At 59.7% G+C, this 22,884-nt stretch carries 24 protein-coding genes; all 24 read left to right on the top strand.

The annotated features are described in order from the left end of the window. Positions 1–241 precede the first annotated feature (241 nt). The 24 genes from lspA to PMX72_RS04980 all read left to right on the top strand — a co-directional run bounded on the left by lspA (position 242) and on the right by PMX72_RS04980 (position 22,875). The gene (lspA, locus tag PMX72_RS05095; protein ID WP_271729722.1) at positions 242–769 is read left to right on the top strand and encodes a signal peptidase II; all 528 of its coding nucleotides are present in this window, start codon (positions 242–244) and stop codon (positions 767–769) included. Beyond that, positions 769–1,782: an RluA family pseudouridine synthase gene (locus tag PMX72_RS05090; RefSeq protein WP_271729721.1), complete on the top strand. Its 1,014-nt coding sequence runs from the start codon at positions 769–771 to the stop codon at positions 1,780–1,782. Before lspA ends, PMX72_RS05090 begins: the two co-directional genes overlap by 1 nt. An 82-nt stretch (positions 1,783–1,864) precedes the next feature. Further along, positions 1,865–3,160, top strand: coding sequence for a glycosyltransferase family 2 protein (locus PMX72_RS05085; protein ID WP_118270324.1), 1,296 nt, complete (start codon positions 1,865–1,867; stop codon positions 3,158–3,160). A gap of 81 nt (positions 3,161–3,241) precedes the next feature. Continuing rightward, the gene (locus PMX72_RS05080) at positions 3,242–3,664 is read left to right on the top strand and encodes a prepilin peptidase (protein ID WP_271729720.1); all 423 of its coding nucleotides are present in this window, start codon (positions 3,242–3,244) and stop codon (positions 3,662–3,664) included. 31 nt (positions 3,665–3,695) lie between these two features. Further along, positions 3,696–4,943, top strand: coding sequence for a deoxyguanosinetriphosphate triphosphohydrolase family protein (locus PMX72_RS05075; RefSeq protein WP_271729719.1), 1,248 nt, complete (start codon positions 3,696–3,698; stop codon positions 4,941–4,943). Positions 4,944–5,002: 59 nt separating this feature from the next. Beyond that, entirely contained in the window at positions 5,003–6,352 is a 1,350-nt protein-coding gene (locus PMX72_RS05070) for a replication-associated recombination protein A (protein ID WP_271729718.1), read from the top strand. Positions 6,353–6,452: 100 nt separating this feature from the next. Then, on the top strand, positions 6,453–7,040 hold the full coding sequence (locus PMX72_RS05065; RefSeq protein ID WP_117639347.1) for a hypothetical protein: 588 nt from the start codon (positions 6,453–6,455) through the stop codon (positions 7,038–7,040). After that, positions 7,033–7,410 (top strand): ATP-binding protein, encoded by a 378-nt coding sequence (locus tag PMX72_RS05060; protein ID WP_117736300.1) that lies wholly within the window; start codon positions 7,033–7,035, stop codon positions 7,408–7,410. Before PMX72_RS05065 ends, PMX72_RS05060 begins: the two co-directional genes overlap by 8 nt. A 1-nt stretch (position 7,411) precedes the next feature. Next, on the top strand, positions 7,412–8,203 hold the full coding sequence (locus PMX72_RS05055) for an RNA polymerase sigma factor SigF (protein ID WP_117635146.1): 792 nt from the start codon (positions 7,412–7,414) through the stop codon (positions 8,201–8,203). Next, entirely contained in the window at positions 8,200–9,609 is a 1,410-nt protein-coding gene (locus PMX72_RS05050) for an AI-2E family transporter (protein ID WP_271729717.1), read from the top strand. Before PMX72_RS05055 ends, PMX72_RS05050 begins: the two co-directional genes overlap by 4 nt. Before the next feature lie 152 nt (positions 9,610–9,761). Beyond that, positions 9,762–12,419: an alanine--tRNA ligase gene (alaS, locus tag PMX72_RS05045; RefSeq protein ID WP_271729716.1), complete on the top strand. Its 2,658-nt coding sequence runs from the start codon at positions 9,762–9,764 to the stop codon at positions 12,417–12,419. Positions 12,420–12,436: 17 nt separating this feature from the next. Continuing rightward, entirely contained in the window at positions 12,437–12,865 is a 429-nt protein-coding gene (gene ruvX / locus PMX72_RS05040) for a Holliday junction resolvase RuvX (RefSeq protein ID WP_089571740.1), read from the top strand. Next, positions 12,858–14,213, top strand: a complete 1,356-nt coding sequence (gene mltG / locus PMX72_RS05035; protein ID WP_271729714.1) for an endolytic transglycosylase MltG — start codon at positions 12,858–12,860, stop codon at positions 14,211–14,213. The genes ruvX and mltG overlap by 8 nt, the downstream gene beginning before the upstream one ends. Before the next feature lies 1 nt (position 14,214). Then, entirely contained in the window at positions 14,215–14,712 is a 498-nt protein-coding gene (locus PMX72_RS05030; RefSeq protein WP_099431674.1) for a YqeG family HAD IIIA-type phosphatase, read from the top strand. Positions 14,713–14,720: 8 nt separating this feature from the next. After that, a complete protein-coding gene (locus PMX72_RS05025) occupies positions 14,721–15,254 on the top strand; it encodes a shikimate kinase (RefSeq protein WP_099431675.1) in 534 nt (177 codons plus the stop codon). Continuing rightward, a complete protein-coding gene (locus tag PMX72_RS05020) occupies positions 15,251–16,360 on the top strand; it encodes a hypothetical protein (protein ID WP_271729713.1) in 1,110 nt (369 codons plus the stop codon). Before PMX72_RS05025 ends, PMX72_RS05020 begins: the two co-directional genes overlap by 4 nt. A gap of 131 nt (positions 16,361–16,491) precedes the next feature. Beyond that, positions 16,492–17,622 carry a M24 family metallopeptidase gene (locus PMX72_RS05015; RefSeq protein WP_271729712.1) on the top strand — a complete coding sequence of 377 codons (1,131 nt, stop codon included), beginning with the start codon at positions 16,492–16,494 and terminating at the stop codon, positions 17,620–17,622. A 158-nt stretch (positions 17,623–17,780) separates the two neighbouring features. Next, on the top strand, positions 17,781–18,344 hold the full coding sequence (gene efp / locus PMX72_RS05010; protein WP_006233983.1) for an elongation factor P: 564 nt from the start codon (positions 17,781–17,783) through the stop codon (positions 18,342–18,344). A gap of 24 nt (positions 18,345–18,368) precedes the next feature. Further along, positions 18,369–18,731 carry an Asp23/Gls24 family envelope stress response protein gene (locus PMX72_RS05005; protein ID WP_035138197.1) on the top strand — a complete coding sequence of 121 codons (363 nt, stop codon included), beginning with the start codon at positions 18,369–18,371 and terminating at the stop codon, positions 18,729–18,731. 3 nt (positions 18,732–18,734) lie between these two features. Further along, a complete protein-coding gene (nusB, locus tag PMX72_RS05000) occupies positions 18,735–19,319 on the top strand; it encodes a transcription antitermination factor NusB (protein ID WP_118334411.1) in 585 nt (194 codons plus the stop codon). Between the two features lie 2 nt (positions 19,320–19,321). Then, positions 19,322–19,561, top strand: a complete 240-nt coding sequence (locus PMX72_RS04995) for an exodeoxyribonuclease VII small subunit (protein ID WP_006233978.1) — start codon at positions 19,322–19,324, stop codon at positions 19,559–19,561. A gap of 35 nt (positions 19,562–19,596) precedes the next feature. Beyond that, positions 19,597–20,400: a TlyA family RNA methyltransferase gene (locus PMX72_RS04990; protein WP_271729723.1), complete on the top strand. Its 804-nt coding sequence runs from the start codon at positions 19,597–19,599 to the stop codon at positions 20,398–20,400. Then, a complete protein-coding gene (locus tag PMX72_RS04985) occupies positions 20,397–21,257 on the top strand; it encodes an NAD(+)/NADH kinase (protein ID WP_035138200.1) in 861 nt (286 codons plus the stop codon). Before PMX72_RS04990 ends, PMX72_RS04985 begins: the two co-directional genes overlap by 4 nt. Further along, complete coding sequence (locus PMX72_RS04980; protein WP_118334408.1) at positions 21,247–22,875, top strand: DNA repair protein RecN; 1,629 nt, start codon at positions 21,247–21,249, stop codon at positions 22,873–22,875. Before PMX72_RS04985 ends, PMX72_RS04980 begins: the two co-directional genes overlap by 11 nt. Positions 22,876–22,884: the final 9 nt, after the last annotated feature.

The following is a 22,884-nucleotide window of genomic DNA, read 5'->3' as shown; positions in this document are numbered from 1 at the left end:
TCGCAGCCCCGACCCGCGGTCACGAGCGGGGGCTCCTATCTTTTTAGTGCCCTCGGATTGGGTCATAGTGTCTGTCGGTAATGAATCATCGGCTATTTCGTTGCTGGTCAATATAAGATATTGCTTTGCGTTAAACGTAATTCGATTGTTTTGAGGGTAGGGGATTGATTTGGGTCGTACTGGGGATATGACGCCGCCTTTGCGTTGGCGGTTGGGTGTTGCTGGTGGGGTAGCGCTGGCTGTGCTGCTTGTTGACCAGCTGACCAAGCTTGCGGTTCGTGCCGTCGGCGATGCTCTGCATGTGACTATTATCCCCGGTGTGATCGACTTCCTTTTCGTGCGTAACATCGGTGCTGCCTTTAGCATGGGCGAGGGACATGGCCTCGCGTTTGCCGTGCTGGCGTTTGTCGTTATCGTTGCGATCGCGGTGTACTTGCTTCGCGCGCCCCAGCTTGCTCGCTTTGAGGTTGTGGGCATGGCTTTGGTCGTGGGCGGCGCCATTGGCAATGCGATCGACCGTCTGGCTTTTGGCTTTGTGACCGATTTTATTGCCACCACCTTCATCGACTTCCCCGTCTTCAATGTGGCCGATGTCGGCATTACGGTCGGTGTGGTGCTTGCCCTCATCGGCTACATGTTCTTGAGTCCTGCGGCCCGTGAGGTCGACGCGACCGCCGAACTCAACGCCCGTGACGAGGCCCGCGCTAAGCGCAAGGCCCAGCAGCGTGGGGAGCGTGCCCGCAAGATTCGCGAAAGGAGCGAGCGCTAATGGCCGACATCCATATCCTTGTTGCCGACGATGCCGCTGGTCAGCGTCTTGACGCCTATCTGGGCGCTAATGACGGCTGCCCTACGCGCTCTGCCTGCGCGCATCTGATCGAGGGCGGTGCCGTTGCCGTCAACGGCGAGACATGCCTGTCAAAAAAGTATGCCGTGCGCTCCGGCGACCGTATTTCGGTCGATTTGCCCGAGCCGCACGATCCCACCGATGTGATTCCCGAGGCCATTCCCCTCGATATCCGCTACGAGGACGACTACCTCATCGTGCTCTCCAAGCAGCGCGGTCTGGTGTGCCATCCCGCCCATGGCCACGAGAGCGGCACCCTTGCGAACGCCTTGGTCTATCACTGTGGCATTGACCATCTGGGCACCGTGCAGGGCGAGGACCGCCCCGGCATCGTGCATCGCCTGGATCGTGACACCTCGGGCCTTATGCTCGCGGCAAAAGACGACGACACCCAGCGCGCGCTCCAGAATCTCATCCGCACGCGCACGCTCGACCGCCGCTACATTACGCTCGTCCACGGCCACATTGCCATGGACGAGGGCACCATTAACACCGGCATTGCCCGTTCTACGCGCGACCGTGTCAAGATGGCGGTTTCGGACGATCCTTTCGCGCGCCAGGCCATTACGACCTTTAGGGTCCTCGAGCGCTTCGATTCCACGCGTTTTGACGATGGCTATACGCTCGTCGAGTGCCACCTGTTTACGGGTCGCACGCATCAGATTCGCGTGCACATGCGCCATATCAACCACGCCTGCGTGGGCGATCCGCTCTACGGTAAGTGCGATGCGCGTGCCGACCAGGGTTTGACCAGGCAATTCCTCCATTCCTGGCGTGTGGCGTTCGATCATCCCGTGACGGGGGAGCGCATTGAGTGCCGCGATGAGCTGCCGTGGGATCTCGCCGCCGTTCTGGATGACCTAGCCCCGCGCTCGCTCGGCCGCACTGCCGCCGGCGACGAAATCGCACCGCAGCTCGGTCTGCTCGAACCCTAACCAGTATTAGGTGGTTTCTTGAACTCGGTTAGCCTACGGTAAGATATACGGTTGTTTACGTAACGCGTTCTCGGGAGCCTGCATGCTCGCCTTTTTACAAACTAACACGCCCATCGTGATCTTTAACCAGATTGTGGTTACGCTACTCACGGTCTGCTTTCTGTACCAGGTGGTCTTCTTTGTCATTGGCGCTCTTCGTGGCGAGGTCGCGCCTCCCAAGGCCAAAAAACTCCACCGCTATGCCTTCTTTATCGCGGCGCATAACGAGGAGGCCGTGATCGCCAACCTCGTTCGCTCCATCAAGGACCAGGATTATCCGTCCGAGCTTATCGAGGTCTTCGTGGTCGCCGATGCCTGCACCGATAATACGGCGCAGCTCGCGCGCGAGGCGGGCGCCATCGTTTATGAGCGCAACGACCTGGCCCGCAAGGGTAAGAGCTGGGTCATGGACTTTGGTTTCGATCGCATTCTCAACGAGTATCCCGACACGTTTGAGGGCTACTTTATCTTCGATGCCGACAACGTTATCTCCCGCGATTACGTCTCCAAGATGAATGATGCCTTTGACCAGGGCTTCCATGTGGTTACGAGCTATCGTAACTCCAAGAACTTCGGCAGCTCGTGGATTTCGTCTGCCAACGCCACCTGGTATCTGCGTGAGGCCCGCTTCCTCAACAACGCGCGCAACATCTGCAAGACGTCTTGTGCCGTCTCTGGTTCGGGCTACCTCATCTCCGCCAGCGTAATTGAGGGCATGCACGGCTGGCAGTTCCATACGCTGACCGAGGACATCCAGTTCACTACGTTCTGTGCCATTCACGGCATTCGCATCGGTTATGCGCCGGCGGAGTTCTTTGACGAACAGCCCGTGACGTTTAAGGCGTCCTGGAAACAGCGCATGCGCTGGACCAAGGGCTTCTACCAGGTGTTCTTTACCTACGGTAAGCACCTGGTCAAATCGACCTTCCGCTATCATCGCTTTGCCGCCTACGACATGTTTATGACCATCGCCCCGGGTATGCTGCTGTCCTTGATCTCGATGCTCGCTAATGCGACGTTCTTGATTGTGGGTGGCCTTTCGCATGGTTTCTTGGCAACCGAAGTCGAGATGCAGGCGTGCGCCGCTTCGCTCATTATGACCTTCGCCATGATGTATCAGACTTTCTTCATCCTGGCGCTGCTCACGACTATCTTTGAGTACAAGCATATTCACTGCGCGCAAAAGTGGCGCCTGGTGACTAACCTGTTTACCTTCCCGATCTTTATGTTCAGCTATATCCCCATCACGGTGGCTGCACTGTTCCTGAAGGTCGACTGGGTTCCGACGCAGCACGCCGTCAACGTCACCCTTGACGAGGTCATGCAAGGCGCCAAATAATCACCACCAAAACCACCACAAAGGGGACAGGCACCTTTGTGGTGGTTTTTGTTTATGCGATGTAACTCGAGGAGGCGTTCGATGGTCTATATCCCGTTTTGGTTGTTTGCTATTGCTGGCGCCGTTATCGATGCTCGTGATCGGCGGTTCCCGAATTCGCTTGCCGGCGCGTGTGCGGTGGCGGCGTTAGCGGGTGTTTGGTTCGATCTCGGTTTGAACACAGCGCTTGACCACGCAGGTCTTGCTGTCATCGTGTATCTTGCTCTCGTGCTGACTGAGTCCCTCTGGCGTCGTCTTCGCCAAACCCTGGGCATCGGCATGGGAGATGCTAAGGCACTTTTCGCGCTTTGCACGCTCGACCCTATGGGTGGCATCGTGGCATTTGCCGGCGCGCTCCTGGCCCTGGCCCTCTCCTGCCTCATCACGAAATCGCGCTCCCTGCCATTGCTCCCGTTTTTGGTGCCGATTTTTGCCATAATCGAGGTTGTGGGCTGCACTTTGTAACCGATTGCGCATCCTTCTTAAGGAGCATGCCATGGCAACTAATCAAGAAACGGCCGTCATTAAGGCGCGCATGGACCGTATTCCCTCGGCGTTGTCGCCCGAACTTTTCGAGCGCATTGCCACCGATCGTGCTTCGGGCTATGTTAACCCGTATCGTTGCAACGACGATCAGGTCATTCGTCGTATTGATCGCGCCGCCGACAAAGGCACGCTTATGCGTCCGGCGTTTATGCGCGATACCGAAAAGATACTTCATCTTCCGGCGTACACTCGCTATGCCGGCAAAACACAGGTCTTCAGTTTTCGCAGCAACGACGACCTGTCGCGTCGTGGCCTGCACGTGCAGCTTGTTTCGCGCATTGCGCGCGATATCGGTTGCGCCCTGGGGCTCAACTGCGATCTGATCGAGGCGATTGGCTTAGGCCACGACTTGGGCCACACGCCTTTCGGCCATGCCGGTGAGCGTTTTCTCAACGATATCTATCATGAGCGCACGGGTCGCTACTTTTTCCATAACGTGCAGTCGGTCCGCGTGCTCGACGCCCTGTATGGCCGCAACGTGTCGCTCCAGACGCTCGACGGCGTGCTATGCCATAACGGCGAGTACGAGCAACGCGTGTTTGAATTGTCGGATATGGGCTCCTTTGACCAGTTCGATCAGGCGGTCGAGGACTGCATCGCCACGGGCTATGGCGCCATTGGGCACCTGCGTCCCATGACGCTCGAGGGCTGCGTCGTTCGCATCTCGGATATTCTTGCCTACGTCGGTCGTGACCGTCAGGATGCGATCGCGGCGGGTCTGCTTTCGCCCGACGCTTTTGACGATGGTCGGGGCGGCGCCTATAACAGCTGGATCCTCACGCACGCTTCCATCGATATCGTTGAGCATAGCTATGGTAAGCCGCGCATCGAGATGAGCGAGGACCTGTTTGAGGAAATTCGCCGAGCCAAGCGCGAGAACTACGAGAAGATCTATAGCAAGGGCGGTATCGAAGGCGATTCCGAGGAGGAGCTGCGCGAGGCGTTCGAAAAGCTCTACGACCGTTGCCTGCAGGATATAAACGAAGGCAACGAGTCTTCTTACATCTTTAAGCACCACATTTCTCGCATTGAGCGGCAGCTTTCCTACTACGAACGCACCTATGCCTGGCAGGACGATATAGATCAGACCGTAGTGGATTACATTGCGAGCATGACAGATGGCTATTTCTGCGAGCTCACGAGCAAGCTGTTCCCGGGCTTGAAGTTTCCGCACCGTACCTATATTAACGAACGGTAGTTCGTATATTTTCGGTATACTGTAGGTGAAAACGTTTTTGATTGATGCACGGGATGGCTATGGACGACCTTTTTTCTGCTTCGACGCGTGAGCGTTCCTTTCAGAATGCGCCGCTTGCGGTGCGCATGCGCCCCAATTCGCTCGACGAGTACGTGGGCCAGCAAAAGGCCGTCGGTAAGGGCTCGTGGTTGCGTGCCGCAATTGAGCACGACGTGCTGTCGAGTGTGATTCTGTACGGGCCGGCCGGAACGGGGAAGACGACGCTGGCCCACATTATCGCCAACCATACCAAGAGCGAGTTTGTCGAGGTCAGCGCCGTGACGGGCACTGTAAAGGACCTTCGTCGCGTGATTGACGAGGCCAAGACGCGCCTGAATACCTACGACCGCCGCACCATTCTTTTCATCGATGAGATTCACCGTTTTTCGAAGTCGCAGCAGGATGCCCTGCTGCATGCAGTTGAGAACCGTACCGTCATTATGATTGGCGCTACGACGGAGAACCCGTACTTCGAGGTCAATTCGGCACTGTTGTCGCGCGGACGCGTGGTGGAGCTTGAACATCTGAAGGATGAGGATATCGCCACGCTTATTGAGCGTGCGCTCGAGGCACCACAGGGCTTGAACGGAAAGTTTTCTGCCGATGATGATACGGTCAAGACCATCTGCACGCTGGCCGCGGGTGATGCGCGCTCTGCCCTGACGACACTTGAGCTGGCGAGCGAGATTGCCGTCACGCGTCCCGATACCGAGGGGACGCCAGCGCCGGCGGCGGGGGAGCGTTATCCCATCACCGTCGATGACGTGAAGATTGCCAACCCGCGCCGCGGTTTTTCGTATGACAAAAACGGCGACATGCACTATGACATTATCAGTGCGTTCATCAAGTCCATGCGCGGCAGCGACCCCGATGCCACGATCTATTGGCTCGCGCGCATGATTGACGCGGGGGAGGATCCTAAGTTTATCGCCCGTCGCATTATGATTCAGGCTTCTGAGGATGTTGGCAATGCCGATCCGCAGGCACTTTTGGTGGCACATGCCGCGTTTAAGTCTGCCGAGGTCATTGGCTATCCCGAGTGCCGCATTAACCTGGCTCAGGCTGCACTCTATGTGTGCTTGGCGCCTAAATCCAACGCGTGCGAGGCTTCGATCGATGCGGCGCTGGCCGATATCCACTCTAGTGGGCTTCGCGAGGTGCCGAGTTATCTACGCGATCGCCATCGCCCGGGCAGCGATGAATACGGTGTGTATAAGTATCCGCACGATTATCCCGAAGGCTGGGTCGACCAGCGCTATTTGCCCGAAGGCTTAGAACGCGGTGCATTTTGGCAGCCTGCCGGCCGCGGTTGGGAAGAATGGCGCGTAGAGCAAAGCGAACGCGACCGCAGCGGGAATGCACCGAAGTAGCTGCTGATAATTTTGTCCCACGTTGCTGCTCTTGGCATGTTCGGTCCCCTTTGGGGTACCATGGAAAGCGTTTGTATTTCGATTCCTTTGGGAGGCTTGTATGAGTCCCATTCAAATCGCCTTGCTGCTGCTTGCCGTTGCCGGCGTGTGGGCTATCGTTGAGCTTGCGCTTACCCTGCGCAAAACCCGCACCGTTGTCGACTCGCTCGACAAGACGGTAACCGACCTCAACAATACGATTGCCGAGGCGCAGCCCGTAGTGGCAAAGCTTGATGGCGCCGTTGACGAGCTTACGCCGGCACTTGCCCAGATGGAGCCGCTCCTCAAGTCGAGCAAGACTGCCGTTGATGCTCTGACGTCTAACCTCGTTGAGGTTGAGGCGGTCGTTCGCGACATTTCCGAGGTCACGGGCAGCGTGGCCGAGGCCAGCAATGCCGTATCGAGCGTGACTGATTCTGCTGCTGGCGCCGTGCAGAAGCTCTTCAATAAGGTGAAGGCTCCTGCAGCCGACGCCGATCGCAAGCTCGCCGCTGCCGCTGCCGAGGCCGAGCAGCCCACTGAGCGCGTTCTGATTGGCGACGACGATGCCGCTGCTGACGACGATGATGTTCAGAAGCCCGCTGCTAAGCCTGCTCAGTATTACACCTATACGCCTGCCGAGACCTCCGAGGAGTCCTGCGATGAGTAGCGAAGCAACCTGCCCCATTACGCTGAGCGTTGCCGGTGATCCGCGTCTCGCGCGCTTGGTGCGCATGACGGCCGCCAACGTCGGCGCCCTGTGCTCTATGTCCGTCGATCGCATCGAGGACATTCGTATGGCTGCCGAAGAAGCCTTCATCTTTGGCTGCACGGCTGTTGATTCCGACGATATCTCGATCAAATTCGATGTCGACGAATCGCATGTGGGCATGACCTTTACCTTTGGCGACCAGGCGACTGTCGATGAGGATGACCAGGCTGCCGTGTATGCCGAGCTCATTTTGGCGAGTGTGTGCGACTCCTACGAAAAGACTACAGCGCCCCTAACGCTTTCCCTCGACCTCAAGGCGGATATCTAATATGACCGAACGCTCCCGGAGCGGCAAGACCGCTTGGGACAAGGAGAAAACCCGCGAGCTGTTTCGTCGTTATAAGGAGACCGGTGATCCGGATGCCCGCGAGCAGCTCGTCATGTCCCATATGAACCTGGTAAGGTTTCTTGCCAACAAATTCAAGAACCGCGGCGAGCCGCTCGATGACCTTTTGCAGGTCGGGTACTTGGGCTTGCTCAAGGCTATCGATCGCTTTGATCCCGAGCGCGGACTCGAGTTCACGACGTTTGCCACGCCCACCATCTTGGGCGAGATTAAGCGCCACTTCCGCGACAAGGGCTGGAGTGTGCGCGTGCCGCGTCGTCTGCAGGAGCTCTCTGCCAAGGTTAACCAGGCCACCGACAAGCTCACCAACGAGCTTCAGCGTTCGCCCAAGGTTGAGGAAATCGCCGATTATCTTGGCGTAACCGTCGACGAGGTGCTCGAAGCCATGGAATCGTCCTCGGCCTACACCTCGGTGCCCATCGAGGCTCCCGGTGCGTCCGATTCCGATGATGCGCCTTCGATTCTCGATCGTTACGCCGACGATGACAACGAGCTCGACTTTACCGATGACCGTCTGGTAATCGAGGAAGCCATCCGCGATTTCTCGCCGCGCGAGCGCGAGGTTATCGAGCTGCGTTTTGTGAAGGGCATGACCCAGATCGAGATTGCCAAGAAGCTGGGCATCTCGCAGGTGCAGGTTTCGCGTCTGCTGCGCCGCACGCTTAAGAAGATTCAAGATAAGATCGACCCCGACGGAGTGATGGTTCGTTCATGAGTGAGCACCCCCAACAAATCGACCGCACGCTTCGCGATACCCGTATTCTGACGCTGCGCATTTGGGGCGTCGTCGGCTGCATTGTCATCGCTGCCGTCATCTTTAACCTTATGGGCATCCTGGCACCGGTCATCGAGTTTTTGGCAGTCGGTTCCATCATCGCTTTTGTCATGTCGCCGATCACCAACTGGCTCGAGCATCACGGCGTGAATCGCGGCATCGGTTCGCTTATCGCGCTCATTGTGGTTGTTGCCGTGCTCGTCGGCGTCGTCTGCATCCTCTCGCCTATTTTGCTCGGTCAAATCATGGAAGTCCTGAGCCGCCTGCCCGAGCAGCTTCGTGTTGCGGGTGGCGATCTCAACGAGATGCTCTCGCACGCTAAGACGCTCAACAACACGCCGCTCAAGGAGTATCTGGACGACAATCTTTCTTCGCTGGTTACCGTAGCGTCCAAGTACGTCTCGCAAATCGCTGCGGAGCTCGGCCGCGGCGTGTTTCCGCTCATTACCAATACGGCCTCGCAGCTGTTCGTCATCTTCCTGGGTCTGGTGCTTGCCTACTGGCTTGCCTGCGATTATCCCCGCATGCACCACGAGGTCTGCACCATCATCGGACAGGAAAAAGAGACCTCGTACCGCTTTATGGTTGCCATCCTTTCACGCTCGGTCGGCGGCTATATGCGCGGCATGGTCGTGACGTCCATCTGCGGTGGCTTTTTGGCTTTTATCGGCTTTATGCTCATTGGCCATCCATACGCAGCGCTCATGGCCATCTTTACCGGCATCATGCATTTGGTTCCGGTTGTCGGTCCCTGGGTGAGCGCGGCGATCGCCACGGTGCTCGGTTTTATGTTCAGCCCTATGCTGGCGTTATGGACGCTTGTCGTGACCATGGTGGCTCAAAACGTCACCGATAATGTCATTTCGCCTAAGGTCATGCAGAGCTCGGTGCAGGTGCATCCCGTTATGAGCCTGACGGCTCTCGTTATCGGTTCGGCACTCATGGGTCCCATCGGCATGGTTATCGCCATTCCGCTGTGCGCGGCCCTCAAGGGCATCTTCGTCTACTACTTTGAGAACGAGACCGGGCGTCAGCTCGTGGCATACGATGGCGCCGTGTTTAAGGGCACGCCGTATCGCGATACCGAGGGCAACCCGGTCGCCGCCTACGACGCGCTTGGAGACGATACGTTCATCTATGAGTCCGAGCTCATCGGCAACGAGACCGCGCCCGAGGCCAAGGCCATGCCCAAGCCCGAACTCGATAATCCCTGGATTAAGCTCTCTGGTCTGCAGCCCGATGCCACGGGCTTCTTCAAGAACCCCTTTGCCAAGGACGATGACTCCAACACTGACGACGATACCAAAACCGGCATCGACGGCTCCATGGACGATGACGACAAGTAGCGGGGTAATTCGGGCTAACATTCATACGCGCTAACATGCAATTTCGCTGAAGGGCCGGCATTGTGCCGGCCCTCTTTTTTGCACAGGCGCGGTGGGATGGTAATATCGTTACGTTTGAACTGTTTCGATGTGAAATCGAGGAGATTCCCTCTATGAGTGCTGACTACCCGTCAATGACTACGGCCGAGATTCGCTCTAAGTTCCTCAACTTCTTTGAGGAGCGCGGTCTTAAGCTCTATCCTTCTTCGTCCCTCGTCCCCGACGATCCTTCGCTGCTGCTTGCCAACGCCGGCATGAACCAGTTTAAGGAGTATTACCAGGGCAAGAAGACCATGAAGGAGATCGGCGCAATCTCCTGCCAGAAGTGCGTCCGCACCAACGACATCGATTGCATCGGCGAGGACGGCCGTCACCTGTCCTTCTTTGAGATGCTCGGCGACTTCTCCTTTGGTGGCGTCTCCAAGCAGCAGGCCTGCGCTTGGGCCTTTGAGCTCATTACCAAGGAGTTCAAGCTGCCGCTCGATCGCCTGTACTTCACCGTCTTTACCGAGGACGACGAGACCCATGACGTGTGGCGCTCCCTGGGCGTTGCCGAGGATCACATCTCCCGCCTGGGCGAGGACGACAACTTCTGGGCCGCTGGCCCCACCGGCCCCTGCGGTCCGTGCTCCGAGATCTACTTTGACATGGGCGAGGAGGTCGGCTGCGGCAGCCCCGACTGCAAGCCCGGCTGCGACTGCGACCGCTTCCTGGAGTTCTGGAATCTCGTCTTTACCCAGTACGACCGCCAGGAGGATGGCTCCATGCCGGAGCTGCCGCACCGCAACCTCGATACGGGCATGGGTCTGGAGCGCATGGCCGCCATCATGCAGCACAAGACCGCTAACTACGACGGCGATCTGATGCAGCACCTCATCAAGCTGGGCGAGAAGATCAGCGGCAAGACCTATGACGCCGACGATTACTCCGGTGCTAGCCGCTCCCTGCGCATCATCGCAGATCACTCTCGTGCCGTCGACTTTATGATCTCGGACGGCATTCTCCCCGGTAACGAGGGTCGCGAGTACGTCCTTCGCCGCCTGCTCCGCCGCGCCGTGTTCCACGGTCGCCTGCTGGGCATCGAGGGCGCCTTCCTGACCAAGTTCATTGACGAGGTCAACGCCCAGATGGGCGAGGCCTATCCCGAGCTGCTCAAGAACGTCGCGCTCGTTAAGGGTATCGTCGCTTCCGAGGAGGAGCGTTTCTCCACGACGCTCGACAACGGCCGCGTCTACCTGGATGAGGCTCTGGCCGCGCTTGCCGAGGGTGCTGTCCTTCCGGGCGACGTCGCCTTTAAGCTGCATGACACCTTTGGTTTCCCCATTGACCTGACCGTCGAGATTGCCGGCGTCGCTGGCCACGACGTCGATATGGACGGCTTCACCGCTTGCATGGAGGACCAGAAGGCCCGCGCTCGCGCCAACGTCAAGGGCGATGCTTGGGGCAGCTTCAACGACGTGTGGGTCGAGCTTTCCGACAAGGTTGCCGCGACCGAGTTCGACGGCTATGACAACGATGTGATCGAGGGTGCCAAGGTTGTCGCCATCGTTCGCAACGGCGAGTCCGTCGAGTCTGCTTCCGCCGGTGAGGACGTCGAGGTCGTGCTCGACCGCACCCCGTTCTACGCCGAGATGGGTGGCCAGCAGGGCGATGCCGGTGAGCTTTCCGCCGAGGGCGTTGCGCTGACTGTTGCCGACACCAAGAACCACAATGGCCTGTATGCTCACGTTGCGCACGTTGCCGAGGGCACACTGACCGTCGGTGCTACCGTGACAGCCGCGCTCGACGCCGAGCGCCGTGGCTTCCTGCGCCGCAACCACACTGCCACGCACCTGCTCGACGCCGCGCTTAAGCAGGTCCTGGGCGAGCATGTCTCCCAGGCTGGCTCGTTGGTGACGCCCGAGCACCTGCGCTTTGACTTCACGCACTTCGAGGCCCTGTCCTCCGAGCAGCTCAAGGCTGTCGAGGACCTGGTCAACCAGCAGATCTTCGCTTCCAAACCGGTCGTGACCCGCGTCATGGGCATCGACGAGGCCAAGGCCGCCGGTGCTGTCGCCCTCTTTGGCGAGAAGTACGGCGACGTCGTCCGCGTCGTCTCCGTGGGCGCCGAGGATCAGCCGTTCTCCCGTGAGCTCTGCGGCGGTACGCATGCCGCCAATACTGCCGAGATCGGCCTGTTCAAGATCATTTCCGAGTCCTCTACGGGCTCCAACGTCCGCCGTATCGAGGCCGTGACCTCCAAGGGCGCCCTCGACTACATGGCCGACCGCCTGGCGCTCGTTGACGCCGCTGCTGCTGCGCTCAAGTGCCGTGTTGACGAGGTTCCCGCCCGCGTGGAGAACCTGCAGGCCGAGCTGCGCGAGACGTCCAACAAGCTCAAGAAGGCACTCACCGGTGGCTCCTCCGACGCTATCTCTGGCGCCATCGAGGGCGCTGTCGAGCTGAACGGCTACAAGCTCGTAGTCGCTGAGCTTCAGGGTCTTGAGGCTGCTGACCTGCGCAATGTGTGGGATACCGTGCACCAGAAGGTTGCCGGCCCCGTCGCCTGCGTCGTTGCCAGCGTTACCGAGAAGGGCACCCCGGCCCTGCTCGCCGCCGGCTCCGATGACGCCGTGAAGGCCGGTTTCCACGCCGGCAACGTGATCAAGCAGATCGCGGGCCTGGTCGATGGTCGCGGTGGCGGTCGTCCCAACATGGCCCAGGCCGGTGGCAAGAATGCTGCCGGTATCGCCGATGCCCTCGCGGCCGCCAAGACCGCGCTCGGCGCCTAAGAACCTAAGTAGTCGCTGTGGTCGCGCTCGCACTGGACATAGGGGAGACCAGGATTGGCATTGCCGTCTCGAGCCGTGATGGCAAGATGGCGATGCCTGTCAAGGTGCTTCCGGCTGCCGAGGTCACTGGTATGGCAAAGACGTTTCGCTACCTGGTCGAGGACTATGAGCCCGATATCCTGGTAAGTGGACGTCCCTTGACCATGGCAGGTGAGCCCGGCCCCCAGGCCGAGCGCGTCGCCGCAGTGGCCCAAAAGATTGCCGACGAGCTCGAACTTCCGCTGGAGTTTGAGGACGAGCGTCTGTCCTCGCAGGAGGCCAAGCGAATCCTGCGAGAGCAGGGACTCAACGAAAAGCAGATGAGGGGCAAGATTGACATGATCGCCGCCAGCCTTTTCTTGCAGACATGGCTCGATCGTAAAAACGAGGAGGTTTCGCATGCCTAGCGCTTCCGATCCGCGCCAGCAGAATCGTACACGGCAGCCTGCGCCGCGCCCTGCTCAGCCTGGCCAGCGCCCGGCGCAGCCGACGCAGCGTTCGGCTCAACCTGCTCAGCGTGCCGCTCAACAGCCCGCAGCTCGTCCCGCGCAGCCCGCTGGCGGCGCTCGTTTTAAGCAGCAGGCTCCTGCCCAGCGCACGCAGGGGCAGGCCCGGCAATCACGCCCCCACGCACATCATGCTCATGACTCGCACGGCGTTGCTCCGGCCACGCGCTCGAGCTATAACACGCATGCCCGCCGTGGCGTCCAAAAGAAAAGCTCTCCGGTGCCTATGATTATCGGTGGCGTCATCGCCGTGCTTGCGCTTGTCGCGATCGTTTTCTTTGTTGTGCCGGCCGTCAAGGGCTTCTTTGCCGGCGAGGATGCGAAAGTCGCTGCTGGCCAGCAAGTTACGGTGACCATTCCCGACGGTGCTTCGGGCGATACGATCGCCTCGATTCTCTCCGAGAACCATATCGTCGAAGACCCCAAGGATTATTACGCGGCGGTCAAAAAGCTCAATGCCGATATGTCGCTTAAGCCTGGCACCTACTCGTTTACCACGCTCATGGACGCGACCAAGGTTGTTCAGCAGCTCATGGAAGGCCCCAATGCGGGCTCCGATGCACTGACTATCCCTGAGGGCCTGACGGTCGACCAGGTCGCCGATCGTGTGGCCGCGGCATACGACAGCATTTCTAAGGAAGATTTCCTTAACCAGGCCAAGGCGAGCAATTATGTGAATGATTACGCTTTCCTTAAAGACGCTGCAAACGATTCACTCGAGGGCTTCCTATTCCCCAAGACCTATTCGTTGGGTAAGGACCCTTCTGCCGATGATGTGATTCGCGCCATGCTTGACCAGTTCAACACCGAGTACAAATCGCTTGACTTTGCGAGCTGCGAAGCCAAGATCAAGGAGCGCTACGGTGTGGAGATGTCCGACTACGACATCGTCAACTTGGCCTCTATCGTTGAGCGCGAGGGCCTCAACGCCGATCAACGTGCGCACGTGGCCTCGGTCTTCTACAACCGCCTTGCCGGCAAGCTCGACGGTCTGCGTTATCTCAACAGCGATGCGACCATGATGTATGTCACCGGTGGCGAGGTTACCGCCGACGACCTGCAGAGTGATAGCCCCTATAACACCTATAAGCACGAGGGTCTGCCACCCACGCCCATCTGCTCTCCGTCGCTCGAGGCACTTAAGGCCACGCTTGAGCCGACCGACTCTGATGACCTGTATTTCTACATTACGCAGGACGAGGAGTACTTCTCGCAAACCTACGAAGAGCATCAACAGTCTTGGAATTAGCATGAGGATATTTAGCCCCAAACGATACGTTGCCTCGGTCGATCGCATCGACCTTGATACCCTGTGGGCCGACGGCAAACGCGCCATTCTGCTCGATCGCGATAACACTCTGGTTCCGCGCGACACTGAGCAGGTTCCCGCCGCGGTCTCCGCTTGGCTCGATACCGCCCGCGCCAAAGGCTTTAAGCTGTGCATGGTGTCCAACAACTGGCATCGCGATCAGGTCATGAGCTCTGCACGCGAGCTGGGACTCGAGGCCATCAGCCACGCCATGAAGCCCGCCCCGTTTGCCTTGAAGGCGGGTCTTAAGCGCCTCGGCGCAACGGCAGACGAGGCGGTGCTGATCGGCGATCAGCTGTACACGGACGTGTGGAGCGGTAATTTTGCCGGCGTTGACACTATTCTGGTCAAGCCGCAGGCAACCCAGGACCTGTGGTACACGCAGATCTTCCGTATCTTTGAGCGCCGGGCCCTGCGCGACCTTCCCTGCGAGGAATAGGTTTCGCCATGTCTCAGCACATCAAACACGGCTGCGACCATATCTTCTTTATCGGCTTTTTGGGCGCGGGCAAATCGACGCTCGCGCGCAACGTCGGCACTATGTTCAAGCGGCGTTTTATCGATACCGATCGTTTGGTTGTGCGTCGATGTGGCAAGTCGGTGACCGAGATATTTGAGACCGAGGGCGAGGATCGTTTTCGCGAGCTCGAGACCTCGGCACTCCGTTCGCTTCAAAGCGAGCGCAGCCTGCTGGTGTCGTGCGGGGGTGGCATCGTCGAGACGCCGGTGAACATTGAACTGATGCACGAGATGGGTACATGCGTGTACCTCGAAGGCGACTTTGAGGACTCGTTGCGCCAGATTCGCCGCTCCGATACCCGGCCCGATTTCCGCTCGCCCGAGCATGCTGCGCGCCTGTTTGAGCATCGCCGTCCGCTGTATCGCCAAGCCGCCGATATTACCCTTGATATTCGCAACAAGTCCTTCGAGGACGTTTCCTACCTTTGTGCCGAGATGCTTTTGGAGCGTGGACTGCTATGATTCGCCGTCAACTTATCAATTTCCAAAACCGCAGTGTCGATGTCCGCGTCGGATTGGGCGCGTTCGAGGAGCTGCCGCGCATGTTTGCCTCGGCTGTGGGCAAGCCTAAGCGCGCGATGGTGGTTTGGAACGACGCTACATCCGAGCGGTTTGGCGAGGTTGTCGAGCATGCACTGGTTGACGCCGGTTTTGCCGTGTCGCCGCTCGTCCTCGAGGTTTCGCCTGCCGGTGCTACGCTGGCCGATGCCGATACCGTCTTTGGCGCCCTGTCGGCTAACGGCATTACCTGTGACGATCTCGTTGTCGCTGTCGGCGACACGGCGACCTGCTCGGTCGTTTGCTGGTGTGCCAATCAGTGGTGCGGTCGCACCGAGTGCGCCTTGCTGCCGACGACGTTCGACGCCATGCTCATGGTCGCGACGACCATGAAGCCGCTTGTCGCCTCGTCGGCGCATGCGCTTCCCGCTATCGCGTTCCGTCCCGAGCCGGGCTTGGTCGTGTGTGACCTCGACCTTGTTCGCGAGGCGGCCCCCGAGGACCTCAAGCTCGGCTATGCAGTACTTGTTGGCACCATGCTTTCGAGCAGCAAGTCCCGCTGGAATCAGTTTACCGAGACCGTTCCCGAGATTCTCGCGGGCGAGGAGGTCGCGCTCGTCAATGCCGTTCAGTGGTCTCAGACTGCCCGCAAGGACGTGCTGATGGCTACGAACCCGAGCGCCCGCCATGCGCTCGATTTTGGCAAGACGGGGGAGCGTGCCCTGCGCGCATGCTTGGGCGATGCCGCTTTGCAGGTCCCTGTCTACCAGCTGTTGTCCGAGGGCATGCGCTTTGAGGCGCGCCTAGCACATGATGCCTGCGACTTCGATATCGATTACGTCTTTGAGGTCGATGACTGCCTGGAGGACTTTGGCATCGAGGAGCTTGCCTTCGATCTGGAGCCTGCCGCATATATCGAGGAGTTCCGCAGGCAGCAGTTTGTTCGCTCGAACCGTAGCATGTTGCCGCTGCCCGCGGCACTCGGCGCCATTCGTCTAACGAGCGTTGAGGACGAGGTTCTTGAGCGCCATGCTCACGCCTACTTGGCTTCTCGCAAAGAACTTCTCTAAGATTTATTGACTTCCATCGTCTTTCGTATCATGTTGAGGGGCGGGTTTTAATCGATTGCGGATCGCATGCGATTCCGTCGTTCGGTTGAGACCCGTCCCGTCTTTATAGAGGCAACAAGAAAGGAATCTGCATGTCTGAGTTTGCTGCCGGTCCTGCCGGTCGTATCGAGCGTGTCCGTGCCCTGATGGCCGAGCGCGGCTACGACGCTATCGTGGTGCGCGACGAGGCCAATCTTCGTTGGCTTACGGGCGTGAAGGGCGTCTTCGATTACACCTTCGAGTTCCCGCACGCGGCGTTTATTACGGTTGACCAGTGCCTGTTCCATACCGACTCGCGCTACCTCAACAGCTTTGAGGAGAACACGCCCGCCGGCAGCCCTTGGGTCTACGATATGGACGAGGGTACCATCCCCGGTTGGGTCGCCGGCAAGATCGCGGCCAACAAGTGCCGCGTCTGCGCTGTCGAGGACGACATGCAGATCAACTTCTACCAGGGCATTCAGCGTGGTCTGGAGGATCGTTCCGTCGCCTGCATGCTGCCGCTGATGCATGACGACATCCGTAAGATGCGCGCCATCAAGGACGCCGAGGAGATCGAGCTCATGCGCCATGCGCAGTCGATCACCGATGCCGCCTTCCAGCATATGCTCGGCTTTATTAAGCCCGGCATGACCGAGAAGCAGGTTCGCAATGAGCTCGAGAACTTTATGTTCGCCAATGGCGCCGACAGCCTGGCCTTTGGCTCCATCGTGGCGAGCGGCCCCAATACCGCCAATCCGCATGCCGTCCCGAGCGACCGCGTGATCGAGAAGGGCGACTTCGTCCTCATGGATTACGGCGCGGGCTACTGCGACTATCGTTCCGACATGACGCGCACCGTCGTGATGGGCGAGCCTACCCAGGAGCAGCTCGACCTCTATGCGCTCGTGCGCCGTACGCACGAGGAGTGCGTCGCCGCCATCCATCCGGGCGTCGAGGGCAATGACATTTTCAGGCTTTCCAAGAAGATCATCGGCGATGCCGGTTATGGCGATTACTACAACCATGGTCTGGGCCATGGTGTCGGTATCGACATCCATGAGCTGCCCAACTTCAACCGCAGCAAGATTATCATCGAGGTCGGCTCGGTTATCACCATGGAGCCCGGCGTCTACCTGCCCGGCGTGGGCGGCGTGCGCCTGGAGGACTACGGCGTGGTCACCGAGAACGGCTACGAGCCCTTCACCAAGACGCCGCATGACCTCCACGTCATCGATTGCTAGCTCATTTCGATAGATTTTGGGGCGGGGCGTCCGGATCGATTCGGACGCCCCGCATTCTCTTTTTATGCGCTCGCTGCAGGCGCCGTCTGCAAGTGTATAATTTCGGTCGTATGTAATTTGGACGCCTGTGCGTTCTGCCCATAAGAAGAAAGGTCGCTATGCCTACCATTTCTACCGCCGACTTCAAGAACGGCCTCGGTCTCCGTATTAAGGACAAGGTCTACACCATCGTCGAGTTCCAGCATGTCAAGCCGGGCAAGGGCGGCGCATTTGTGCGCTACAAGACCCGCGACATCAAGAGCGGCCGCGTTGTCGAGAACACCTGCAACGCCGGCACCAAGTTCGAGAGCGTCATGCTCACCACCCGTGAGTTCCAGTACCTCTACAACGATGGCACCGACTACATCTTCATGGACAACGAGTCCTATGAGCAGGTTCCCGTTCCCGAGGACATGGTGGGCGAGAACTCCAAGTGGCTGCGCGAGAACGACATCTGCCAGCTGCTCTTTGCCGACGATGAGCTCATGGGCGTAACCCCGCCGATGTTCATCGAGACCACCATCGTCCAGACCGACCCGGGCTTTAAGGGCGACACCGTCCAGGGTTCCACCAAGCCGGCCACGATCGACACCGGCGCTGTCATCCAGGTCCCCATGTACCTCAACGAGGGCGAGGTCATCAAGGTTGACACCCGCGACGGCAAGTTCGTCTCCCGCGTCTAGCAACCAACTCTTCTAGGAGGACTCATGCCCCAGGAAATCAAGATTGACGGCATCGGCATTTCGCCCGATGTTCTGACCGCCATCGTCTCGCGCGCCGTGTCGGATGTCGAGGGCATCGCCTCCGTTGGCGTCAAGGACCTTGCCACTAACCTTGTCTCCATGATGCTCTCGTCCAAGGCCCCGGCTTCCGAGCCGGCGGTCGAGGCCGAGGTCATCGGCGACAAGCTCGCACTCACCGTGCGTGTCGTGGTGTTCTTTGGCTATCCGTTCAAGAAACTCGCCGAGGCCGTTCGCGCCGCCGTGGTCGCCGCCATCGATGCCCAGGTGGGCGTTGAGGTCGAGCGCGTTGACGTTTGCATCGACGGCCTCGTTTTCCCCAAGGAGTAACCTTTGAGCCTTAAGGTTTATCGCGGGCGTACGCTTGCCCGCAGTCAGGCGCTGCAGCTGCTATTTCAGGCCGAGGCCACGGACAGCCCGCTCGAGCGCGTCCTCGAGGGTGATTTCCTGATCTCGAAGGGCCCCCTCGACCCCTATGCGCTGGAGCTGTGCCGCGGTGCCTACGAGCATATCGATCGCATCGACTGTGCCCTGCGCGCCGTCGCCAAGAACTGGGATCTTATGCGCATGCCCGGCGCCGACCGCAATCTGCTGCGTATCGCCGTCTACGAGATGCGCTTCCTTACCGACGAAGAGGTCTCGGACGCTATCGTGATCAACGAGGCCGTCGAACTTGCCAAGGCCTATGGCACCGACCAGTCCGCGTCGTTCGTCAACGGCGTGCTGGGCAAGATCGCGCGCAGCGAGGAGTTGCCGGGCGAGGACCTGTACCAGGAACTGCTGGCCGAGGATCGCGCTCGCGAGGAGGCCCAGGCTGCTGAGGCTGCCGCCAAGGTTGCGGTTGCCCAGGCCGAGGCTGGCGTGCTGGCCGAGGATGCGGACGCCGCCGAGGCTGACATCGACTCCGTCGAGGAGTAGCCATGCCAGAGGGTTCTGTCCGCAACTTTGACGAGATCTCGGACCGTCTGGACCAGATCATCGCTACCGTTCGCTCCAAGGATACGTCCTTGGAGCGTTCGCTCGATCTGTTTGACGAGGCGATTGAGCTGGGCTCCCGCGCGGTCGATATGGTCGACAAGTTTGAGCTGACGCCGCGTGAGGCCGACAAGCTCGAGCAGGAATACGATGAGGATGCGGCAAACGAATCCCAGGATAGCTAGGCCGCATCTCCGGATACGAATGGTTGATGGCATTCATGAAACGCGTGCGTCTTGATGACGAACTGATTTCACAGGGCATCTGCGCCGATCGCGCGGATGCCCTTCGCACTCTTATGGCCGGCTTGGTCTCGAGCGGCGGCGAGCGCTTGACTTCGCCGGGGCTTAAGGTGACCCCGGGTCTGCCGCTGCACGTGAAGGGGCGCATTCCCTATGTTGGCCGCGGCGGTCTTAAGCTCGAAGGCGCGCTTGATGCGTTTGGCATCAATCCGACGGGCCTTAGCTGTCTGGATGTGGGCTGCTCTACCGGCGGCTTTACCGATTGCCTGCTCAAGCGCGGAGCTGCGACCGTTATCTCGGTGGACGTGGGTCGCGCACAGTTCGATTGGTCGTTGCGTCAGGACGATCGCGTGACGCTGCATGAGCGCACCAACGTGACGCAGCTGCCTGAGCTTGGCTATGCCGGCGCCATCGACCTGGCTGTTTGTGATGTCTCGTTTACCAGCATCGCGAACATTATCGATGCGGTGCTGGCGTGCCTGGCGCCTACGGGTGCATTCTGCACGCTCGTAAAGCCGCAGTTTGAGGCTCCGGCGGCGCTGGTGGGTGAGGGCGGCATTGTGACCGATCTCGCCGTGCGCCGCGATACACTCGTGGCGGCGGTTGAACTCTTTGCAGCCAAGGGCCTTTTTCCGGTCGATGTGTGCGTGTCGCCCATTCATGGTGCCAAGGGAAACGTTGAGTTTTTCTTGTACGGCACGAGGTATGCCCCCGGCGACCGCTCGCAAGACGAGCTGCAATCCCAGGTATCGGTTATGAGCGAGAAAGCTGCAACGCTATGAAGGTCTTTCTGGTTCCCAATTACTACAAGCAAGAAGCGGTCGAGAGCGGCCTGATGCTCGAGCTTTGGCTGACGCGCCAGGGCTATGAGGTCGCATGGGCTGCCGACCAGCGATCGAAGATTCAAAGCACGCCTGATATTGACGGCTCCGATCTGGTCATTACGCTCGGCGGCGACGGTACGTTGCTGCGCGCTGCCCGCATCCTCAACCATCGCGAGATTCCTATCCTCGGTCTTTCCTATGGTCACCTGGGCTTTTTGACGGCCGCGAGCCCCGAGGAGCGCGACATTTTGCAGGTTGTGAGCGATGCCCTGTCCGGTGAGCTGCACGTGAGCCGTCGCGCTACCATCGCCGCGGATATCGTGTCCGTGCGCGAAGACGGTACGAAGGATGTCGTGCGCACCTTCGCCCTCAACGACATGGCGCTTACCCGCGGTCCGCTGTCCGATATGGTCGAGTTCGACATCACGGTGTCGGGCCACCATATCGATCGACTGCGTGGCGACGGCGTGGTTGTATCGACGGCGACTGGCTCCACCGGCTACGCGCTATCCGCCGGCGGTCCCATCGTCAGCCCCGATTACACGGGCATGGTCTGTGTGCCGATTGCTCCGCATACCATTCAGGCTCGCGCCTTTTTGACCTCGCCGAGCGATGTCGTCGAGATCTTTATGTCTGATGACCGTCCGAGTGTTCCGGCGATCGCTATCGATGGACAGTTTATTACCTGCGATGGCACCGTTGAGAGCGTGGCGGTGCGTCGCGGTCCCGGAGACGTGCTGCTGCTCGATTACGGTCCCGAGAGCTTCTATAACTCGGTGAGCCGCGTGTTCTATGGAGTGCGCCATGATCGATGAGCTGCAGGTTTCCAACATCGCGCTCATTCGCGAGGCGACGCTGGTGCCGAGTGCGGGCCTAACGGTTTTGACTGGCGAGACCGGTGCCGGCAAGACCGCGCTGCTCTCGGCGCTCAAGCTCATTTTGGGCGAGCGTGCAGATTCGTCGACCGTGCGCGAGGGAGAGGCGCTGGCGAGCGTCGAGGCGCGCTTGTTCGACGACCCGCACGACACGGAGGGCTTTACCGTGCAGCGCAGCCTTTCTGCCGAGGGTCGCAGCCGCGTCAAGATTGACGGCCGCATCGCTAGCGTGCGCGAGCTTTCCGAGCGCGTCGGCGTGATGATGGATCTGTGCGGCCAGCATGAACACCAGCGTCTGCTCGATCCGGCGCATCATGTTGCCATGGTTGATGCCTGGGCTGGTCGCTCTGCGCTCGAGGCGCTCGACCGTTACCGTGCCTGCTTCAAGGCGTCGCGTGCGGCTGCCAAGGAGGTCCGTCGCGTGGAGGAAGCCTCACGCGCGCAGGGGAGCCGTGTCGAGGAGGCTCGCTTTGCCCTCGAGCGCATCGGCGAGGTCGACCCCAAGCCGGGCGAGTATGAGGAACTCGAGGAACTGCTGCCGCGCTCCGAACATGCCGAGGTACTGGTTGCCACAGCTAACGATGCCCATGCATCGCTTGCCGCCGAAGGTGGAGCGCTCGATGCCGTGAACAGCGCCGTGGCAGAGCTTTCCCGTATGGCTACCGTCGATCGCAAACTGGGCGACATTGCCGATGCGCTTTCGGATGCCTGCATCTCCCTTGAGGATAGCGCGAACGAGCTTCGTGCCTATCGCGATGGCGTCGCCTTCAACCCGCGCGAGCTCGCTCGCATGCGTGAGCGGTATTCCGACCTCAAGGGCCTGTTGCGTCAGTGGGGTCCCACGATGGACGATGTTTTTGCCATGCGCGATCGCTCGCAAGAGCTGCTGTCCCTGGTCGATGATGGCGATGAACAGATCAAAAAGGCGCGTGAGGCACTCGGGAGCGCCGAGCGCGAGCTGTTCGCTGCCGCCAAGGCACTCAAGCGCGCTCGCAATACGGCGGCCCCGCGCTTCTGCCACGAGGTCGGTCGTCAGATGGCACGCTTGGAGATGGGCGGTGCCGAGCTCGTTTGGGAGTCGCATGATCTTCCGCGCGCTGAGTGGACGCCGGCGGGTCCTTCGAGTTACGAGCTTTTGTATCGCAGCGGTGCCGGCTTGACGCCGCGTCCCCTGCGCCGAATTGCGTCGGGCGGCGAGCTCAGCCGCGTTATGCTCGCGAGCAAGGTGGTCTTGGGTAATGCTGACGGCGTCGATACACTGGTATTTGACGAGGTCGATGCCGGTGTCGGCGGCTCCACGGCTCGTGCTCTTGCTGGTGTGCTGGTCGATCTTGCCGCTACGCATCAAGTGATTGTCGTAACCCACTTGGCGCAAGTCGCCGTCATGGCCGACAAGCATTATGTTGTCAGCAAGGAGCCGGGCGATGTTCCCCAGACGCATTTGGACGAGGTAACCGGCGAAGCGCGTACCGCCGAGATCGCCCGCATGCTCAGCGGCGATCAGTCCGAGGCAAGCTTGGCCCACGCAAAGCAGATGCTCGAAGAAGTTCGAGGCTAGGTCGTATCA

The sequence above is a fragment of the Collinsella aerofaciens genome (assembly GCF_028207065.1).
In the GTDB taxonomy this organism is placed as follows: domain Bacteria; phylum Actinomycetota; class Coriobacteriia; order Coriobacteriales; family Coriobacteriaceae; genus Collinsella; species Collinsella aerofaciens_AR.
The sequence above is the reverse complement of the archived record's forward strand: the minus strand, read 5'-3'. Positions and strand labels throughout refer to the sequence as shown.

Excerpts from the sequence above, each read along its gene's own strand:
- PMX72_RS04980 (WP_118334408.1), top strand. The coding sequence starts at position 21,247 with ATGATCGATGAGCTGCAGGTTTCCAACATCGCGCTCATTCGCGAGGCG.
- PMX72_RS05030 (WP_099431674.1), top strand. The coding sequence starts at position 14,215 with ATGAGGATATTTAGCCCCAAACGATACGTTGCCTCGGTCGATCGCATC.
- PMX72_RS05060 (WP_117736300.1), top strand. The coding sequence starts at position 7,033 with ATGAGTAGCGAAGCAACCTGCCCCATTACGCTGAGCGTTGCCGGTGAT.
- efp (WP_006233983.1), top strand. The coding sequence starts at position 17,781 with ATGCCTACCATTTCTACCGCCGACTTCAAGAACGGCCTCGGTCTCCGT.
- PMX72_RS05050 (WP_271729717.1), top strand. The coding sequence starts at position 8,200 with ATGAGTGAGCACCCCCAACAAATCGACCGCACGCTTCGCGATACCCGT.
- PMX72_RS05075 (WP_271729719.1), top strand. The coding sequence starts at position 3,696 with ATGGCAACTAATCAAGAAACGGCCGTCATTAAGGCGCGCATGGACCGT.
- mltG (WP_271729714.1), top strand. The coding sequence starts at position 12,858 with ATGCCTAGCGCTTCCGATCCGCGCCAGCAGAATCGTACACGGCAGCCT.
- PMX72_RS05005 (WP_035138197.1), top strand. The coding sequence starts at position 18,369 with ATGCCCCAGGAAATCAAGATTGACGGCATCGGCATTTCGCCCGATGTT.
- PMX72_RS05020 (WP_271729713.1), top strand. The coding sequence starts at position 15,251 with ATGATTCGCCGTCAACTTATCAATTTCCAAAACCGCAGTGTCGATGTC.
- alaS (WP_271729716.1), top strand. The coding sequence starts at position 9,762 with ATGAGTGCTGACTACCCGTCAATGACTACGGCCGAGATTCGCTCTAAG.
- PMX72_RS05080 (WP_271729720.1), top strand. The coding sequence starts at position 3,242 with ATGGTCTATATCCCGTTTTGGTTGTTTGCTATTGCTGGCGCCGTTATC.
- PMX72_RS04990 (WP_271729723.1), top strand. The coding sequence starts at position 19,597 with ATGAAACGCGTGCGTCTTGATGACGAACTGATTTCACAGGGCATCTGC.
- PMX72_RS05025 (WP_099431675.1), top strand. The coding sequence starts at position 14,721 with ATGTCTCAGCACATCAAACACGGCTGCGACCATATCTTCTTTATCGGC.
- PMX72_RS05065 (WP_117639347.1), top strand. The coding sequence starts at position 6,453 with ATGAGTCCCATTCAAATCGCCTTGCTGCTGCTTGCCGTTGCCGGCGTG.
- PMX72_RS05085 (WP_118270324.1), top strand. The coding sequence starts at position 1,865 with ATGCTCGCCTTTTTACAAACTAACACGCCCATCGTGATCTTTAACCAG.
- PMX72_RS05090 (WP_271729721.1), top strand. The coding sequence starts at position 769 with ATGGCCGACATCCATATCCTTGTTGCCGACGATGCCGCTGGTCAGCGT.
- PMX72_RS04995 (WP_006233978.1), top strand. The coding sequence starts at position 19,322 with ATGCCAGAGGGTTCTGTCCGCAACTTTGACGAGATCTCGGACCGTCTG.
- PMX72_RS04985 (WP_035138200.1), top strand. The coding sequence starts at position 20,397 with ATGAAGGTCTTTCTGGTTCCCAATTACTACAAGCAAGAAGCGGTCGAG.
- PMX72_RS05070 (WP_271729718.1), top strand. The coding sequence starts at position 5,003 with ATGGACGACCTTTTTTCTGCTTCGACGCGTGAGCGTTCCTTTCAGAAT.
- PMX72_RS05015 (WP_271729712.1), top strand. The coding sequence starts at position 16,492 with ATGTCTGAGTTTGCTGCCGGTCCTGCCGGTCGTATCGAGCGTGTCCGT.
- PMX72_RS05055 (WP_117635146.1), top strand. The coding sequence starts at position 7,412 with ATGACCGAACGCTCCCGGAGCGGCAAGACCGCTTGGGACAAGGAGAAA.